Here is a 16,631-nt window from a genome sequence, read left to right on the forward strand (position 1 = left end):
TGTTCGACGGCGTCACCGAGCAGATGGCCATCGGCCGCGAGGAGATCTTCGGCCCGGTGCTGGCGGTGTTCGGCTTCGACAGCGAGGCCGAGGCGGTGCGGCTCGCCAACGACAGCGACTACGGCCTGGCGGCCGGGCTGTGGAGCCAGGACATCGATCGCATCATGCGGGTGACCCGACGGCTGCGCTCGGGCCAGGTGTTCGTCAACAACTGGGCGGGGGCGATCAGACCATGCCCTTCGGCGGGGTCAAGCAGTCGGGCAACGGCCGCGACAAGTCCCATCACTCGCTGGAGGAGTACTCCGACCTCAAGAGCGTATGGATGACCCTCGCGACCTGAGCGTGGCCCGGGCCCCTGACGGCCGCCGCCGAGGGCGGCGCGCCGGCCTAGGGGCCCGCCTGGCGGCGGGAGACCAGGGCCACGTGGTCGAGGAAGAGCCGGAACAGCTGCGACTGGCTCGAGACCGCCAGGCGCTGGTAGATGTGCTTGCGGTGGACCTTGACGGTGCCGTCGCTGATGTCAAGCTCCCGGGCCGCCGACTTGGTGGAGTGGCCCGCCAGCAGCAGCCTGACGATATCGCGCTCCCTGGCGGTGAGGGCCTCCTGGCCGAAGCTGTCGAAGGCGGCCTCCACCGGCTCGCGCTCGGCCAGGCGCTCCTGGAAGCGCTGGCCCTGCCACTTCCAGTACTCCCCCAGCAGCACCTCCAGCACCGGGGCGACATGGCGCAGCGCCTGCAGGCCGCGCCGCGTAAGCCGAGGCGCGTCCTCGCGAAAGCCCAGCGACACCACCATCACCACGTCGGCGTCGACCCGGGCGAACAGGCCGACCTCGTCGGTCAGCCCCAGGGCGCGATAGTAGTGGTGGTAGTAGTCGCTTGACTCGAAGCGGTCCGGGGCCAGCTCGCGCAAGCGGTGGACGCCGCTCGCCAGGCCGTCGTGAACCGCCTTGAAGAAGGGGTCGAGCAGGTAGGCCTCGCTCAGGTAGCGCTCGATGCCCTGCTCGCGGCGCCGCGGCGGGTAGTTGTCGTGGATCAGCAGCGGCCGATGCTGCGCCTGGTAGGTGTTGACCAGGATGGTGTCGAAGCCCACCAGCTCGTGCAGGGTCTGCTCCAGCAGGGCGGGGAAACCGACACCGCCGGCCGCGAGGATCAACTGGGCGAGACGCTGGTGCCAGGCCTGGCTGTCGGCGGTGGCGAGGGTGTCGGTGGAGAGCACGGCGGGGCGTTCCTGACGGCGTGTTGGGGTCCTCGGACGCTCGAGCATAGCATGGCGCGGCGGGCGCTCCGCCGCCTCGCCGTCAACGCCATCGTCCGTGCCGGGGCCCGCGCCGCCAGCCTCGCGCGGGCGGCGTCCCGCCGCTGGGGGTGGCGGGATGGCGCGGCTGGCCTCATCATGGCGCCAGTCACTATCGTCATTCTATCGCCACTGTCACCGCGATCGATCCAAGGGGGCGCGACGACGCCATGCTGGGATTTCTTCAGGGCTTCTCCTACGGCCTGTTCCTGACCTGCCTGCCCTGGCTGCTGGTGGGCCTGATCAATCCGCGCCTGGCCGTGCCGATCGAGCCGCCGGGCCGGCTGCAGGTGATCCTGCGCTACTGCCTGATCGTGCCCTTCATCAGCCTGCTGCTGTGGCTGACCTCGCTATGGGGCGGCTTCGGCCCGACCCTCGCGGGCTGGCTGGCCGGGCTGGTGGCGATCCCCGTGGCCCTGCCGCTGGAGCGTCGCCTGCGTCGCTTCCTCGAGCGTCGGCGGGTGCGCCGCTTCCGCGAGCGCCTGGCCGCCGAGGCCGCCCGGCGGCGGGCCGAGGAGGAGCGCGACGCCCACGAGGCGGGACTGATGGTGCTCGACCCCGCCCGCCCCCCGGCCGAGGCCGACGACCTGGTGCTGGCACTGTGCCGCGCCAAGCAGGCGCTGCTCGACGTGCATCGCCCCGACCTGGCCGTCCAGGCCGACCGCCTCTACAGCCGCTATCGCCACCTGCTGGGCGTGCTCGAGGGGCGCTTCGATCGCGGCGAGCTGGCCTTCGCCCGCGCCCGGGAGCTGGTCTCCCAGGTCGGCCTCGGCGCGGTGGATACGCTGCACTCCATGGCCGCCCAGGCCGGCGGCGTGGTCAACGTGGACGGCGAATTCGTGCGCCGGCGCCTGAGCCGCGAGGGGCGCCGGCTCGGCACCCAGGAGCGCGAGGCCCTGCGCCGGCGCCTCGAGCTGCTCGAGGAGACCGAGCGTCGGCTGGGCGAGCTGGCCGCGCGCAACGAGGCGGCGCTCACCGTGCTCGACGACACCGCGGTCTCCCTGGCGCGCATCGAGACCGGTCGCCCCCAGGCCTCGGTGACCGCCGAGCGGGCACTGGCGGAGCTGAGCCGCTTCGTCTCCCGCGCCGACCGCTACGGGCGCAGCGGCTCGTGATGCCCGCCTGATCCCCCCTATCCGACCGACCCTTTCAGGAGATGCCCATGACCGAGCCATCCCAAGACGGCGACCGCCTGGCGCTGCCGCCGGTAGAGGAGATCGCCCGCGACCTCGAGGGCGCGGCCGGCGAGGGGACGACCGCCCGCGCCGATGACGACGCGAGCCTGGATGCCCAGGCCGAGGCCTTCGTCGAGACGCTGCTGGATGGCGGCGACGCCGAGGCCCAGGCGCGCCAGCGCCGCGCCGTCGACGAGCTGGGCCTGGAGCTCCAGCAGCAGGCCGCCCACCAGAGCGCCATGCTGCAGACCCCGCTGCGCCAGCTGGCCCACCATGGCGACGAGGGCGGCCCGGTGGCCAAGGCGCTGGTCGACCTGCGCGGGCGCATGCAGTCACTGGACCCCGCCCGGCACAACCTCGCCTCGGGGCCGCTGGATCGGCTGCTGGCGCGGCTCCCGGGGGCCGGCAGCCGCCTGCAGCGCTACTTCCGCAAGTTCGAGACGGCCCAGCAGGCGCTGGACGCGATCATCGCCGACCTGGAGGGCGGCCGCGACATGCTGCGCCGCGACAACCTGACCCTCGATGACGACCAGCAGGCGCTGCGCGAGACCCTCGCCAGGCTCACGCGCCAGATCGCCCTGGGGCGGCGCATCGACGATCGCCTGCAGGTCGCCATCGACCGCCGCGACGAGGAAGACCCGCAGCGGCGCTTCCTCGAGGAGGAGCTGCTCTTCCCGCTGCGCCAGCGCATCGTCGACCTGCAGCAGCAGCTGGCGGTCAGCCAGCAGGGCGTGCTGGCCCTCGAGGTGATCATCCGCAACAACCGCGAGCTGATGCGCGGCGTCGACCGCGCCATCAACGTCACCGTCTCGGCGCTGACCGTGGCGGTGACCGTGGCCCTGGCGCTGGCCAACCAGCGGCTGGTGCTCGACCGCGTCGAGTCGCTCAACGCCACCACCTCGGAGATGATCGGCGGCACCGCCCGGGCGCTGCGCCAGCAGGGCGTGGACATCCAGCGGCGCGCCTCGTCGGCGATGCTCGACATGCAGGCCCTGGAGGAGGCCTTCGGCGAGGTGATCGGGGCCATCGACGACCTCTCGCGCTATCGCCGCGAGGCCCTGCCGCGCCTGGACGACCAGATCGATCGGCTGGCGACCCTGGCCGGCCAGGGCGGCGAGGCCATCGACCGCCTGGCCCGAGGCCGCGACGCCGACGATGACGGGGCGCCGGCCTGAGCGCTCCCCCGATCACGCCGGCGTCCCCGCCTTCGCCCCTGCATCGCCCGCGCACTGGACTATGCTGCTCGAAGCGGCCCGGCCGGGCGAGCAGCAGGGGGAACGCGACATGGCGGATGCAAAGAACATCTTCGTGGTGGGGCTCAACGATTTCAATCGCCAGCGGCTCGAGACACTGCGCGGCGCCGAACACTGGCGCTTTCACGGCATCATCGCCCCCGAGGCGGTCTACGACACCGAGGAGTTCGACATCGCCGCCATGCTGGCGGAGGCGACGGACGAGCTCGAGGCCTTCGAGGGGTCCATCGACGCCGTCGTCGGCTACATGGACTTCCCCGTCTCGACCATGCTGCCGATCCTCTGCGAGCGCTTCGGCACCCAATCCACCTCGCTGGCGAGCCTGCTCAAGTGCGAGCACAAGTACTGGAGCCGCCGGGTGCAGAAGGAGGTCATTCCCGACTTCATTCCGGGCTTCACGGCCTTCGACCCCTTCGACGACGAGGCCCTGACCCACATCGGCGAGGCGGGGCTCTACTTCCCCTTCTTCATCAAGCCGATCAAGTCCTCGGGCTCCCGGCTGGGCTTTCGCATCGACACCCCCGAGGACTTCTACCAGGCCATCGAGCAGCTGCGCGACGCGATCGGCCTGATCGCCGACCCCTTCAATACGGTGCTGGAGCAGGCACAGCTGCCCGACGAGATCGCCGCCGTGGACGGCCACTTCTGCATGGCCGAGGAGATCATCGGCGGCTGGCAGTGCACCGTGGAGGGGTACGTCTACGCGGGGGAGGTGGTCAGCTACGGCATCGTCGACTCGCTGCGCTATCCCCAGGTGCTGAGCTTCTTCCATTATCGCTACCCCTCGGGGCTGCCCGAGCCCATCCAGGCCAAGATGCGCGAGTTGACCGACACGGTGATGACCCACATCGGCTACGACAACGCCGCCTTCAACATCGAGTACTTCTGGGACGAGGTGCAGGACCGCATCTGGCTGCTCGAGATCAACACGCGCATCTCCCAGTCCCACTGCGATCTCTTCGAGAAGGTCGACGGCATCAGCAACCAGCAGGTCACCATCGACCTGGGGCTGGGGCAGCGTCCCGACATGCCGCATCGCCAGGGCGACTTCGCCATGGCGGCCAAGTTCTTCTACCGAGTGTTCTTCACCGATGCCCTGGTGACCCGGGTGCCGACGCCGGCCGAGGTCGACGCGCTCGAGGCCGACTTCCCCGGGACGATGATCGACATCCAGGTGGCCGACGGGCAGTGGCTCTCCTCGCTGCCCGAGCAGGACAGTTACAGCTTCGCCCTGGCCCATGTCTGGATGGGGGCGAATTCGGCTGAGGACCTGCTCGCCGACTACGACCGGCTGGCGGCGCGACTGGCCTTCGAGTTCGATCAGATCCAGGGCTGAGCCCGCCCGAACGGGCCCTCACGGAACAGGGAGAGCAGCAGCATGCGCATCGTCAACGACTTCCCGCGTCGGGTCATGGAAGAGGAGACCTGGATCCCGCTGCCCGACGGCAGCCGGCTGGCCGCGCGCATCTGGCGGCCGGTGGACGCCGAGATCCATCCCGTGCCGGCGATACTCGAGTACCTGCCCTATCGCAAGCGCGACCTCACCGCCGAGCGTGACGTGCAGAGCCACCCCTACTGGGCGGGCCACGGCTACGCCGGGGTGCGGGTCGACATCCGCGGCACCGGCGAGTCCGACGGCGTGCTCACCGACGAGTACCTGCCGAGCGAGCTGGACGACGGCCTGGTGATCCTCGAATGGCTCCAGGCCCAGCCCTGGTGCACCGGGGACGTCGGCATGATCGGCATCTCCTGGGGCGGCTTCAACGGCCTGCAGATCGCCGCCCTGGGACCGCCCCAGCTCAAGGCGGTGATCACGATCTGCTTCACCGACGACCGCTACGCCGACGACATCCACCACATGGGCGGCTGCCTGCTGGGCGACAACCTCTCCTGGGCCTCGACCATGTTCGACGGCAACGCCTGTCCGCCGGACCCCGAGCTCGTCGGCGAGCGCTGGCGCGACATGTGGCTCGAGCGGCTCGACGGCAGCGGCCTGTGGCTCGCCCAGTGGCTCGAGCACCAGCGCCGCGACGACTACTGGAAGCACGGCTCGGTGTGCGAGGACTACGCGGCGATCCAGTGTCCGGTCTATGCCATCAGCGGCTGGGCCGACGGCTACTGCAACGCCGTCTTCCGCCTGCTGGCCGGGCTCGACGTGCCGCGCAAGGGGCTGGTCGGCCCCTGGGCCCACAAGTACCCGCACCTCGGCGTGCCGGGACCGGCCATCGGCTTCCTGCAGGAGTCGCTGCGCTGGTGGGACCAGTGGCTGAAAGGGGTCGATACCGGGATCATGGAGGAACCCATGCTGCGGGTCTGGATGCAGGAGGCGATGCCACCCTCGGCGCGCTACGAGGAGCGTCCCGGACGCTGGGTCGCCGAGCCCGACTGGCCGTCGCCGAACATCATCCCCGAGGCCTTCCGGCTCACCCAGGGCCACGATCTGATGGCCGAGGACGCACCGCGAGAGGACCCGCCGGAGGCCACCCTGGACGTCCGCTCGCCGCTCTCGGTGGGGCTCTATGCGGGCAAGTGGTGCTCCTACAATGCGCCCCCGGACCTGCCCCACGACCAGCGCGAGGAGGATGGCGGCTGCCTGATCTTCCAGACGCCGCGGCTCGAGGAGGCGCTGGAGATCTGCGGCTCGCCGCAGGTCGAGCTCGAGCTCAGCGCCGACCAGCCGGTGGCCATGGTGGCGCTGCGCCTCTCCGACATCGGCGAGGACGACAAGGCCACCCGGGTCTCCTACGGCCTGCTCAACCTCACCCATCGCGACAGCAACGAGCATCCCGAGCCGCTGGTGCCGGGCCAGCGCTATCGGGTGTCCATCCCGCTCAAGCACATCGCCCAGCAGTTCCCGGCGGGCCACGCCATTCGCCTGTCGCTCTCCACCAGCTACTGGCCGCTGGCATGGCCGGCGCCCGAGCCGGTGCGGATCACCCTCTGGCCCGGCGCCAGTCGGCTGGTGCTGCCGCGCCGCGACCCTCGCCCCGACGAGGAGGCGGCGCTGCCCGCCTTCGCCGAGCCCGAGGGCGCACCGGCGCTGGCCAAGACGCTGATCCAGCCCAGCCAGGAGAGCTGGCGGGTGATCCGCGACCTGGCCAAGGATCGCACCACCCTGGAGGTGGTCCACGACGAGGGTCGCTACCGGATCGACGACATCGACCTGGAGATCGCCGCCCGGGTCACCGAGCGCTACGGCTACGCCTACGGCAGCTACGACAGCGTCAGCGGCTGGACCGAGTGGCAGCGCAGTTTCCGGCGCGGCGACTGGGAGGTGCACACCCTGACCCGCACCCTGCTGACCTCGGATGCCGACAACTTCCGCATCCGCGCCACCCTGGACGCCTGGGAGGGCGAGACCCGCATCTTCGCCAGGACCTGGGACGAGACGATCCCCCGGGACCTCGTCTAGGGCGGGGGAGGCTGCTATCGTGGCGCCCTGACTCTCACAGGGATGCGCCGATGAGCCTCACCCCCGCCGCCGTGACCGCGACGCCGCGCGCCTCGCGCAAGGAGATCCTCGGCTGGGCGATGTTCGACTTCGCCGGCCAGGCCTACACCTTGCTGATCATCACCGTGGTGTTCGGCGAACTCTTCACCACGGTGATCGTCGGCGATCGCGGCGACGGCTATCGCCTGGCCAACTTCCTGTGGAGCCTGGCGCTGGCCATGAGCTACCTGCTGGTGGTGCTCACCGGCCCCCTGTGCGGGGCGGTGATGGACTACCAGGCGGCGAAGAAGCCCTTCCTGTTCGTCAGCTACCTGGCCACCGTGGCCGCCTCGGCGATGCTCTACTTCGTGGTGCCGGGGGCGGTGCTGCTGGGCGTGGTGCTGATCGTGATCGCCAACTACGCCTTCTCCATGGGCGAGTCGTTCATCGCCGCCTTCCTGCCCGACCTCGGCCCGCCGGAGGACCTGGGCAAGATCTCCGGCTTCGGCTGGGCGCTGGGCTACGTCGGGGGGCTGCTCGCCGCGGGCTTCTCGCTGTTCATGCTGGGCGAGGCCACGGCGGAGAACTTCGAGCGCGTCCGCTGGGTGGGGCCCTTCGCCGCGGGCTTCTTCCTGGTCGCCGCGGTGCCCACCTTCCTCTGGGTGCGGGAGCGCGGCACCCCCCAGCCGCCGGGCAAGACCTACCGCGAGATCGCCGTGGCGCGGGTCGCGACCACGCTGCACGAGCTGAAGCGCTTCCGCGACCTCGGCATCTTCCTGGTCTCGCTGCTCTTCTCCATGGCCGGCGTCTACATCGTCATCGCCTTCGCCTTCATCTATGGCGCCCAGGTGATCGGCTGGGACGAGGCGATCCGCAACCTGATGTTCATCATCGTGCAGATCACCGCCGCGGTGGGGGCGCTGGGCTTCGGCTTCATCCAGGACCGCATCGGCACCCGCATCACCTACCTCTTCACCCTGGCGCTCTGGGTGGCGGCGATACTGGCCATCTGGGCCACACCGGAGGTCACCGCCTTCCTGAACGGCCACTTCGGCCTCGCCTGGGAGGCGCAGCACCTCTTCCTGGTGGTGGGCTGCCTGGCCGGGCTCTCCCTGGGCTCCAGCCAGTCGGCCAGCCGCGCCCTGGTGGGACTCTTCTCGCCGCAGCGCAAGGCCGCCGAGTTCTTCGGCTTCTGGGGCCTGGCCAACAAGCTCGCCGGGGTGATCGGCATCATCGGCCTGGGCCTCTTGCAGTCGCTGGTGGGGCTCAAGGCCTCGATCCTGCTCTGCGCGGCGCTGTTCCTCGTCGCCATCCTGGTCTGCCTGTTCGTCGACCAGGCCCGCGGCCAGCAGGCGGCCCGCGACTGGGAGGCCCGCAACGGCCGCTAGACGGATCGCTGAACCGGCGTGACACGGTGGCGGCCCGCCGCTGTGGCATGATGGCGCCAGGGGCCACTGTCGGGAGGAGCGCACATGAGCGACGAGCGAGCCACACGCCGGGTCGGGCTCGGCATGATGCTGCTGTTCTGGGTGCTCTTCCTGGCGGGCGGCGCCTGGTGGTTCCAGGGCGTCCTCGATGCCCAGCGCAACCCCAACGCCCACCTCGCCGAGGTCGCGGTGGGCGAGGGCGGCCCGGTGGTGCTGGAGCGCAATCGCGCCGGCCACTTCGTGGCCACCGGGCGCATCAACGGCGAGCCGGTGGAGTTCCTGCTCGACACCGGCGCCACCTACGTGGCACTGCCGGAGGCGCTGGCCGACCGGCTGGGGCTCGAGCGCACCGGCAGCGCCTGGTTCAATACCGCCAACGGCCGGGTGCGCGGCGACCTCACCACCCTCGAGACGGTGCGCCTGGGCGGCTACGAGGCCCGGGACGTGCGCGGCTCGGTCAGCCCCGGGCTCGGCGGCGAGGCGGCGCTGCTCGGCATGAGCTTCCTCGAGCGCTTCGACATCGAGATCCGCGGCGAGCAGATGGTGCTGCGCCCGGCCAGGCGCTGAGGCGCCCGGGCTGGCAGGCGGCCGGCGAGACGCTATGCTGGGGGCCCATTCCCAGCCTGGAGGCCGTGTCATGGCCGTGATCCTGCAGATCCACTTCCCCTTCCCGGGCCCCTTCGGCGAGGCGATGGTCGAGGCCCTGACGCCGCTGGCCCAGAGCATCAACGACGAGCCCGGCCTGCGCTGGAAGGTCTGGACCGAGTCGCCGGAGCGCCACCTGGCCGGCGGCGTCTACCTCTTCGATGACGCCGAAAGCGCCGAGGCCTACCTCGACAAGCACAGCGCCCGGCTCGCCGACCTGGGGGTCGAGGGCATCGAGGCCGAGATCCTCGCGGTCAACGAGGGCCTCACCGCGATCACCCACGGCCCGCTCGGCGCCTGAGCGACCGACTCCCCCCATAGCAGGAGATGCCCATGTCATGGACGACCGCCCTCGGCCTGCGCTGGCCGATCCTCCAGGCCCCGATGGCGGGCGCCCAGGACAGCGCCCTGGCCATCGCCGTCTCCCGGGCCGGCGGCCTCGGGGCGCTGCCCGGCGCGATGCTCTCTCCCGAGGCCCTGGCAACGGAGCTCGAGGCCGTTCGCGCGACGGGGGCGGGGCCGATCAACGTCAATGCCTTCTGCCACGAGGAGCCCGCCCCGGACCCCGAGCGCCAGGCGCGCTGGCAGGCGCTGCTGGCCCCCTGGTACGCCGAGTTCGGCCTCGATGTCGAGGCGCTGCCGGCAGGGGGCGGGCGGCGCCCCTTCGATCATGCGGCCTGTGACGTCCTCGCGGCCTATCGCCCGAAGGTGGTCAGCTTCCACTTCGGGCTGCCGGCGCCCGACCTGCTGGCGCGGGTCAAGGCCTGGGGGGCGACGGTGCTCTCGTCCGCCACCACGGTGGAGGAGGCGCGCTGGCTCGAGGCCCGGGGCGCGGACGCGGTGATCGCCCAGGGGCTCGAGGCGGGCGGCCACCGGGGGCACTTCCTGAGCGACGACCTGTCGTGCCAGATGGGCACCCTCGCGCTGCTGCCCCAGGTGCGGCAGGCGGTGCGCGTGCCGGTGATCGCCGCCGGCGGCATCGCCGATGCCCGCGGCGTGGCGGCGGCGCTGGCCCTGGGCGCCGACGCCGTCCAGGTCGGCACCGCCTTCCTCTGCTGCCCGGAATCCCGGGCCTCGGCCCTCCATCGCGAGGCGCTGATGAGCGAGGCGGCGCGCCACACGGCGCTGACCAACCTCTACAGCGGCCGTCCGGCCCGGGGCATCGTCACCCGGCTGATGCGCGAGCTGGGGCCGCTCAGCGAGGCGGCGCCGGCCTTCCCGCTGGCCGGGGCGGCCATCGCCCCGCTGCGCGCCGCCGCCGAGGCGCGGGGGCTGGGGGACGCCTCGCCGCTGTGGGCCGGGCAGAACGCCAGCCGCTGCCGCGCGGTGCCGGCCGAGGAGATAGTGCGCGAGCTGGCCCGCGGCGTGGCGCGCTGACGCCGTCGCGAGGGCCCTGATACCATGGCGGCATGAACCCGATGCCTGCCGCCTCGGCGGTCACCGCCTCCCTGGACGACCCGCGCTACTACCTGGCGAACTTCCGCTTCGTGCTGGAGTGGGTGGTCGAGCGCCACGGCGATCTCCTGAGCGACGCCGAGCACGCCCTCGTCGCGCGCATCGCAGCCCTGCCCGAGGCCGCCCAGGCGCTGCTGGTGCGCATGGTGATGCGCAAGGGCGAGCACTTTCGCACCGCGCGCCTCGACTATCCGGAGATCGGCGACACCGAGGCCGCCCTCGCCCCGCTGATCGAGGCGGGCCTCGTCGAGGCCGACCCGCTCCTCGATGTTGAGACCCTCTTCCAGCAGCTGCGCCTGCCCGAGCTGCGCCGCGCGTTGGCCGCCGAGATCGCCGCGGCAGGGCTGCCCGCCGCCACCGGCAAGGCCGCGCTCCATGAGGCGCTGGCGCCGCGGCTCGCCGCACCCCGCCGGCTCGCTGACTGGTGGCCTGAGGCGCCGGATCGCATCGTGCGCCTCGCCGTGATGGCGACCTGCGACCGGCTGCGGCTGATGTTCTTCGGCAACCTGCGCCAGGACTGGTCGGCGTTCGTGCTCGCCGAGCTCGGCCTGCGCCACTACGAGCGGGTGGCGATCACCCCCGACTCCCGGGCCTTCGGCCGCCGCGAGGAGCTCGACGCCTACCTGGCGCTGCACCGGCTGCGCGAGCGCCTGGCGGCCGGCGAGCCGGTCGAGGCGCTGCACGCCGAGCTCCCCGCACCGATGATCGACAACGCCTGGCTGGCCTCGCGGCACCGAAGGCTCTGCCTCGCCCTGGGGCGCCAGGCGGAGAGCGAGGGGCAGGGCGAGGCGGCCCTTTCGCTCTATCACCGGGCCGGCTGGCCGGAGAGCGCGCCCGAGCGCGGGGCGGCGTCACCGCCGGCCGGCAGCGTGGAGGCGCGGATCCGCCACCTGCGCCTGCAGGAGCGTCGCGGCGAGCACGCCGAGGCGCTGGCCCTGGCCGAGCCCCTCGCCGCCGCCCCGGCGAGCGAGGAGGAGGCCCAGGCGATGGGGCGACTGGTGCCGCGACTCTGCCGCCGGCTCGGGCTCGCCCCTCCGGCGGCAAGGCCCGAGCCCGCCCATGAGCGCTGGTCGCTGACCCTGCCGCCCGGCCCGGTGGAGGCGGCGGTGCGCGATCACCTCCACGACGCGGCGGCCCCGGTGCACTACGTGGAGAACGCCCTGCTCACCGGGCTCTTCGGCCTGCTCTGCTGGGAGGCGATCTTCGCGCCGCTGCCCGGCGCCTTCTTCCACCCCTTCCACCAGGGCCCGGCGGATCTCTACCGGGAGGACTTCGTCCGCCGCCGCCGCGACCGCTTCGACGCCTGCCTGGCCCGCCTCGACGACGGCCGCCACCGCGAGGCGATACGGGCCACCTGGCTCGAGAAGCAGGGGCTCGCCTCGCCCTTCGTGCACTGGGGCGCGCTCGACGAGGCGCTCCTCGAGCGGGCCCTGGCCTGCCTGCCGGCCGCCGACCTGCGCGCCTGCTTCGAGCGCCTGCTGGAGGATCTGAAGGCCAACCGGGCGGGCCTGCCGGACCTGATCCAGTTTCACCCCGGGGCCCCCGAGGGCGAGCCGCGCTACCGGCTGATCGAGGTGAAGGGGCCGGGCGACCGGCTGCAGGACAACCAGCAACGCTGGCTCGCCTTCTTCCGCGCCCGGGGGATGCCCGCGGTGGTCTGCCACGTCGCCTGGCAGCCGGCGGCGGAGGCGCTCGAGGATGGCTGAGGCCGCGCCCCGGCGGGTGGCGGTGCGTGCGCTGTGCGACTTCACCGCCCGGGAGGGCGATCTCGATCATCGCTTCACGCCGGCTCCCAGCGCCCGGGAGGGCATCGCCGGCCACGCCCTGGTCGCGGGGCGGCGCGACCCGGGCTACGAGGCCGAGCTGCCGCTTGCCGGCACCTGCGAGGGGCTGACGGTGAGCGGGCGCGCCGACGGCTTCGATCCCGCGGCCAACCGCCTGGAGGAGGTCAAGACCCACCGCGGGCGGCTCGATCGCATGGCCGACAACCAGCGCGCCCTGCACTGGGCCCAGGTCTCGGTCTACGGCGCGCTGCTCTGCGCCGAGCGTGGGCTGGCCTCGGTGACCCTGGCGCTGGTCTACCTGGACGTCGCCAGCGGCCGCGAGACCGTGCTGACCCGGGAGGCGAGCGCCGCGGAACTCGAGGCCTTCTTCGCCACCCAGTGCCGGCGCTTCCTGGCCTGGGCCGAGCAGGAGGCGGCGCACCGCGCCCGCCGCGACGCGGCCCTGGACGCGCTCGCCTTTCCCCACCCGGACTTTCGCCCCGGCCAGCGCGACCTGGCGGAGAGCGCCTACAAGGCCGCGAGCACCGGGCGCTGCCTGCTCGCCCAGGCGCCCACCGGCATCGGCAAGACGCTGGGCACCCTCTTCCCGCTGCTCAAGGCGATGCCGCGCCGCGGGCTCGACCGCCTGGCCTTCCTGACCATGAAGACCCCGGGGCGCCGGCTGGCGCTTGATGCCCTGGCCGCGCTGGGCGCCGACGGCGATGGCCCGGACGCCGGAAGCCCGGACGCCACCCCGCGGGCGCTGCGGGTGCTGGAGCTCACCGCCCGGGAGAAGGCCTGCGAGTACCCCGGCCGGGCCTGCCACGGCGAGGCCTGCCCGCTGGCGGCGGGCTTCTACGACCGGCTGCCGGCGGCGCGCCGGGCCGCGGTGGCGCGGGGCTTCCTGGATCGCGCGACGCTGGCCGAGGTGGCCCGCCAGCATGGCGTCTGCCCCTACTACCTCGGCCAGGAGCTGGCGCGCTGGTGCGACGTCATCGTCGGCGACGTCAACCACTGGTTCGACGACAGCGCCCTGCTGCACGGCCTGGCCCGGGCCAACGGCTGGCGCACCGGGCTGCTGGTTGACGAGGCCCACAACCTGGTGGAGCGGGCCCGGGGCATGTACAGCGCCGAGCTCGACCAGCGCCGCCTGGCGAAGCTGCGCCGCGAGGCCCCCGCGGCGCTGAAGGGCCCGCTGGGGCGGCTTAGCCGCCAGTGGCAGGCGCTGGTCCGGGAGGCCGGGATGAGCGAGGCCGGCGAGCCGGGGCGGCCGGCCTATCGGGTGCTCGAGGGACTTCCCGACGGCATGGTCGCGGCGCTGTCGGGGGCGGCCAGCGCCATCACCGAACACCTCGGCGAGCATCCGGAGCAGGCCTCCCTGGCGCTGCAGGAGCTGCTCTTCGAGGCGCTGGCCTTCACCCGGCTGGCCGAGTCCTTCGGCGAGCACTCGCTGTGCGACCTCGCCCGCCATGGGCGCGGCCGGGCGGTGCTGGGGCTGCGCAACCTGGTGCCGGCGGACTTCCTCGCCCCGCGCTTCGCCGCCGCCCAAGCGGCCGTGCTCTTCTCGGCGACCCTGAGCCCGCCCCACTACCATCGCGACCTGCTGGGCCTGCCCGAGGCCACCGTCTGGCGCGAGGTCGCCTCGCCCTTCGCCGCCGAGCAGCTCGAGGTGCGCATCCGCGCCGACATCTCCACCCGGCTGCGCGACCGGGAGGCCTCGCTTGCGCCCATCGTCGCCGAGCTGGCCGAGCAGTTTCGCCGCCGGCCGGGCCACTACCTCGCCTTCTTCAGCAGCTTCGCCTACCTGGAGGCGGCCCTGGCGCGCCTTCGCGAGACGCATCCCGAGATCCCCGTGCGCTCCCAGACACGCGGCATGCGCGAGGAGGCGCGGGACGCCTTCCTGGCCGGGTTCACGCCGGGCGGGGCGAGCATCGGCTTCGCGGTGCTGGGCGGCGCCTTCGCCGAGGGGATCGACCTGCCCGGCGACCGGCTGGTCGGCGCCTTCATCGCCACCCTGGGGCTGCCGCCGACGGATCGCTTCAACGAGGCGCTCAAGTCGCGGCTGGCGGCGCGCTTCGGCCGCGGCGACGACTACGCCTACCACATCCCCGGGCTGATCAAGGTGGTGCAGGCGGCCGGACGGGTGATCCGCGGGCCCGACGACCGCGGCACGGTGGTGCTGATGGATGATCGCTTCGCCCGGCGCGAGGTGCGCCAGCGCCTGCCGGCCTGGTGGGGGCCGCCGGGCGGGACGCGTCGCTAAGGGCGAGGGGGCGGCCCCTGGAGCGCCGGCCGTCACGACTCGCGGTGGGGCGGCTCCTCCAGCGAGGTGGTGACATCCTCGTCGGCCTCGTAGAGGGCCTCGAGCTCCCGGGCCGCCTCCTGGACCGTCTGGATCTGCTTCTTCTCGTTGCCGAACACCTCGAGCTGGCGGCGCAGCGTCAGCTCGTCATGGGGCCGGAAGGTGTCGATGGTGTGCTGGGCCTGGTCGCGGGGAATGCCCAGGCCGACCAGCACGTCGCGGGTCAGCTCCAGGCTCGCCGGCAGCAACTCGCGGACCAGGTCCTTCACCCCGGCTCGCATCAGCAGGTGAGCGTGGTAGCGGTTGCGGGCCCGGGCATAGAGGCGCAGGTGGGGGAAGCGCTGCCGCACGCTGGCGACGATTCGCATCGAGGCCTCGGGGTCGCCCACCGCCACCACCAGCACCCGGGCCTGGTCGGCGCCGGCGGCCTCGAGGAGGTCGATGCGGGAGGCGTCGCCGAAATAGACCTTGTTGCCGTAGCGGCGGACGAAGGCCACCTGGTCGGCGTTGATGTCGAGCACCGTGTAGGGGATCTTCAGCCCCTGCAGGGCACGGCCCATGATCTGCCCGAAGCGCCCGAAGCCGGCGAGGATGATCTGCGGCGATTCGTCCGGCAGGGGGTCGAAGTCGGGACGGGCCTTCCGGGTCTTGAAGAGCGGGCGCACCAGCCTGGCGTGGGCCAGGAACATCACCGGCGTGGCGGCCATCGACAGCGACACCACCAGCACCAGCTGGTTGACCAGGGAGGCGGGCAGCAGCGCCGCGGCGCCGGCGGCGGTGAGCAGCACGAAGCCGAACTCGCCGCCCTGGGAGAGCAGCACGCCGAGGTTGAGGGCCTCGCGCCAGCCGGTGCCGAAGGCCCTGGCCGCCGCCACCACGCTCAGGGCCTTGGCCAGCAGCAGGACGCCGGTGAGGCCGAGGATCATCCCGGGGTGCTCGGCCAGCAGGCCGATCTGGGCGGTCATGCCCACCGCCATGAAGAACAGGCCCAGCAGCAGGCCGCGGAAGGGTTCGATGTCCGCCTCGATGCCGTGGCGGTATTCCGAGTCGGCCAGCAGCACGCCGGCGATGAAGGCGCCCAGCGCCATGGAGAGGCCGGCAAGCTCCATCAGCAGGGCGGCGCCGATCACCACCAGCAGGGCGGTGCCGGCGAATACCTCGCGGCTGCGGGTGCCGGCGGCGAAGCGGAACAGCGGCCGCAGCAGCAGCCGGCCGCCGACGATCAGGCCGGCGAAGGCGCCGACGGCCACCAGGATCTCCTGGAGCATCGGCATGAGCCCCTCCGCCAGCAAGTCCTCGGCGGCCAGCAAGGGGATGAGGGCCAGCACCGGGATCGCGGCCAGGTCCTGGAAGAGCAGCAGGGCGAAGGCGTTGCGGCCGTGGCGGCTCTGCAGCTCGTGGCGCTCCCCCAGCAGCTGCAGCACCAGCGGCGTGGAGCAGAGTCCCAGGCTGAAGCCCGTCACCGCCGCGGCCATGGGCGACAGGCCGAGCGCCCAGGCGCAGGCCGTGAGCAGCAGCGTGGTCACCCCGACCTGCAGGCTGCCGAAGCCGAAGACCGCCTTGTGCATCAGCTTGAGGCGCGAGGGCTTGAGCTCCAGGCCGATCACGAACAGCAGGAAGATGATGCCCACCTGGGAGAACTGCAGCACGGCCTCGGCATCGGCCACCAGGCCAAGGGCCGAGGGACCGATGGCGACCCCGGCGGCCAGGTAGCCCAGCACCTCGCCGAGCCCGAGGCGCTTGAAGATCGGCACGATCAGCACCGCCGCGGCGAGAAAGATCAGGGCGTTGAGCAGCAGGTCGATGGCCAAGGAGCACTCCTTGCGAATGGCGGGGGCGGTCCCCATGTTACCCGATGGGTACGACCGCGGGTCAGGCGGGCGCCGTG

At 72.5% G+C, this 16,631-nt stretch carries 12 protein-coding genes and 1 pseudogene; 11 read left to right on the forward strand and 2 right to left on the reverse strand.

Annotation, left to right across the window (positions count from 1 at the left end):
• Window positions 1-340 (forward strand): annotated as a pseudogene (locus C9F13_RS06165) (aldehyde dehydrogenase family protein); the annotation flags it as partial.
• 47 nt (window positions 341-387) lie between these two features.
• Here the strand turns inward: C9F13_RS06165 and C9F13_RS06170 are convergent.
• Entirely contained in the window at window positions 388-1,215 is an 828-nt protein-coding gene (locus C9F13_RS06170) for a helix-turn-helix transcriptional regulator (RefSeq protein ID WP_108445368.1), read from the reverse strand.
• 248 nt (window positions 1,216-1,463) lie between these two features.
• Between C9F13_RS06170 and C9F13_RS06175 the strand changes: the two genes are divergently transcribed.
• The 10 genes from C9F13_RS06175 to C9F13_RS06220 all read left to right on the forward strand — a co-directional run bounded on the left by C9F13_RS06175 (window position 1,464) and on the right by C9F13_RS06220 (window position 14,704).
• On the forward strand, window positions 1,464-2,408 hold the full coding sequence (locus C9F13_RS06175; RefSeq protein WP_108445369.1) for a cobyrinic acid a,c-diamide synthase: 945 nt from the start codon (window positions 1,464-1,466) through the stop codon (window positions 2,406-2,408).
• A gap of 47 nt (window positions 2,409-2,455) precedes the next feature.
• Window positions 2,456-3,643, forward strand: coding sequence for a toxic anion resistance protein (locus C9F13_RS06180; RefSeq protein ID WP_108445370.1), 1,188 nt, complete (start codon window positions 2,456-2,458; stop codon window positions 3,641-3,643).
• Between the two features lie 109 nt (window positions 3,644-3,752).
• Entirely contained in the window at window positions 3,753-5,057 is a 1,305-nt protein-coding gene (locus C9F13_RS06185) for an ATP-grasp domain-containing protein (RefSeq protein WP_108445957.1), read from the forward strand.
• Between the two features lie 42 nt (window positions 5,058-5,099).
• Window positions 5,100-7,133 (forward strand): CocE/NonD family hydrolase, encoded by a 2,034-nt coding sequence (locus C9F13_RS06190; RefSeq protein ID WP_108445371.1) that lies wholly within the window; start codon window positions 5,100-5,102, stop codon window positions 7,131-7,133.
• 50 nt (window positions 7,134-7,183) lie between these two features.
• The gene (locus tag C9F13_RS06195; protein WP_108445372.1) at window positions 7,184-8,539 is read left to right on the forward strand and encodes an MFS transporter; all 1,356 of its coding nucleotides are present in this window, start codon (window positions 7,184-7,186) and stop codon (window positions 8,537-8,539) included.
• Between the two features lie 84 nt (window positions 8,540-8,623).
• Entirely contained in the window at window positions 8,624-9,145 is a 522-nt protein-coding gene (locus C9F13_RS06200) for a retropepsin-like aspartic protease family protein (protein WP_108445373.1), read from the forward strand.
• 70 nt (window positions 9,146-9,215) lie between these two features.
• The gene (locus C9F13_RS06205; RefSeq protein WP_108445374.1) at window positions 9,216-9,524 is read left to right on the forward strand and encodes a monooxygenase; all 309 of its coding nucleotides are present in this window, start codon (window positions 9,216-9,218) and stop codon (window positions 9,522-9,524) included.
• Window positions 9,525-9,556: 32 nt separating this feature from the next.
• Window positions 9,557-10,600, forward strand: coding sequence for an NAD(P)H-dependent flavin oxidoreductase (locus C9F13_RS06210; RefSeq protein WP_108445375.1), 1,044 nt, complete (start codon window positions 9,557-9,559; stop codon window positions 10,598-10,600).
• A gap of 32 nt (window positions 10,601-10,632) precedes the next feature.
• A complete protein-coding gene (locus C9F13_RS06215; protein ID WP_108445376.1) occupies window positions 10,633-12,384 on the forward strand; it encodes a VRR-NUC domain-containing protein in 1,752 nt (583 codons plus the stop codon).
• Window positions 12,377-14,704, forward strand: coding sequence for an ATP-dependent DNA helicase (locus tag C9F13_RS06220; RefSeq protein WP_108445377.1), 2,328 nt, complete (start codon window positions 12,377-12,379; stop codon window positions 14,702-14,704). Before C9F13_RS06215 ends, C9F13_RS06220 begins: the two co-directional genes overlap by 8 nt.
• 32 nt (window positions 14,705-14,736) lie before the next feature.
• Here the strand turns inward: C9F13_RS06220 and C9F13_RS06225 are convergent, their stop codons facing one another.
• On the reverse strand, window positions 14,737-16,554 hold the full coding sequence (locus C9F13_RS06225; protein WP_108445378.1) for a monovalent cation:proton antiporter-2 (CPA2) family protein: 1,818 nt from the start codon (window positions 16,552-16,554) through the stop codon (window positions 14,737-14,739).
• Window positions 16,555-16,631 lie beyond the last annotated feature (77 nt).

Origin of the sequence: Halomonas denitrificans, from assembly GCF_003056305.1 — a bacterium.
GTDB lineage: Bacteria > Pseudomonadota > Gammaproteobacteria > Pseudomonadales > Halomonadaceae > Halomonas > Halomonas denitrificans.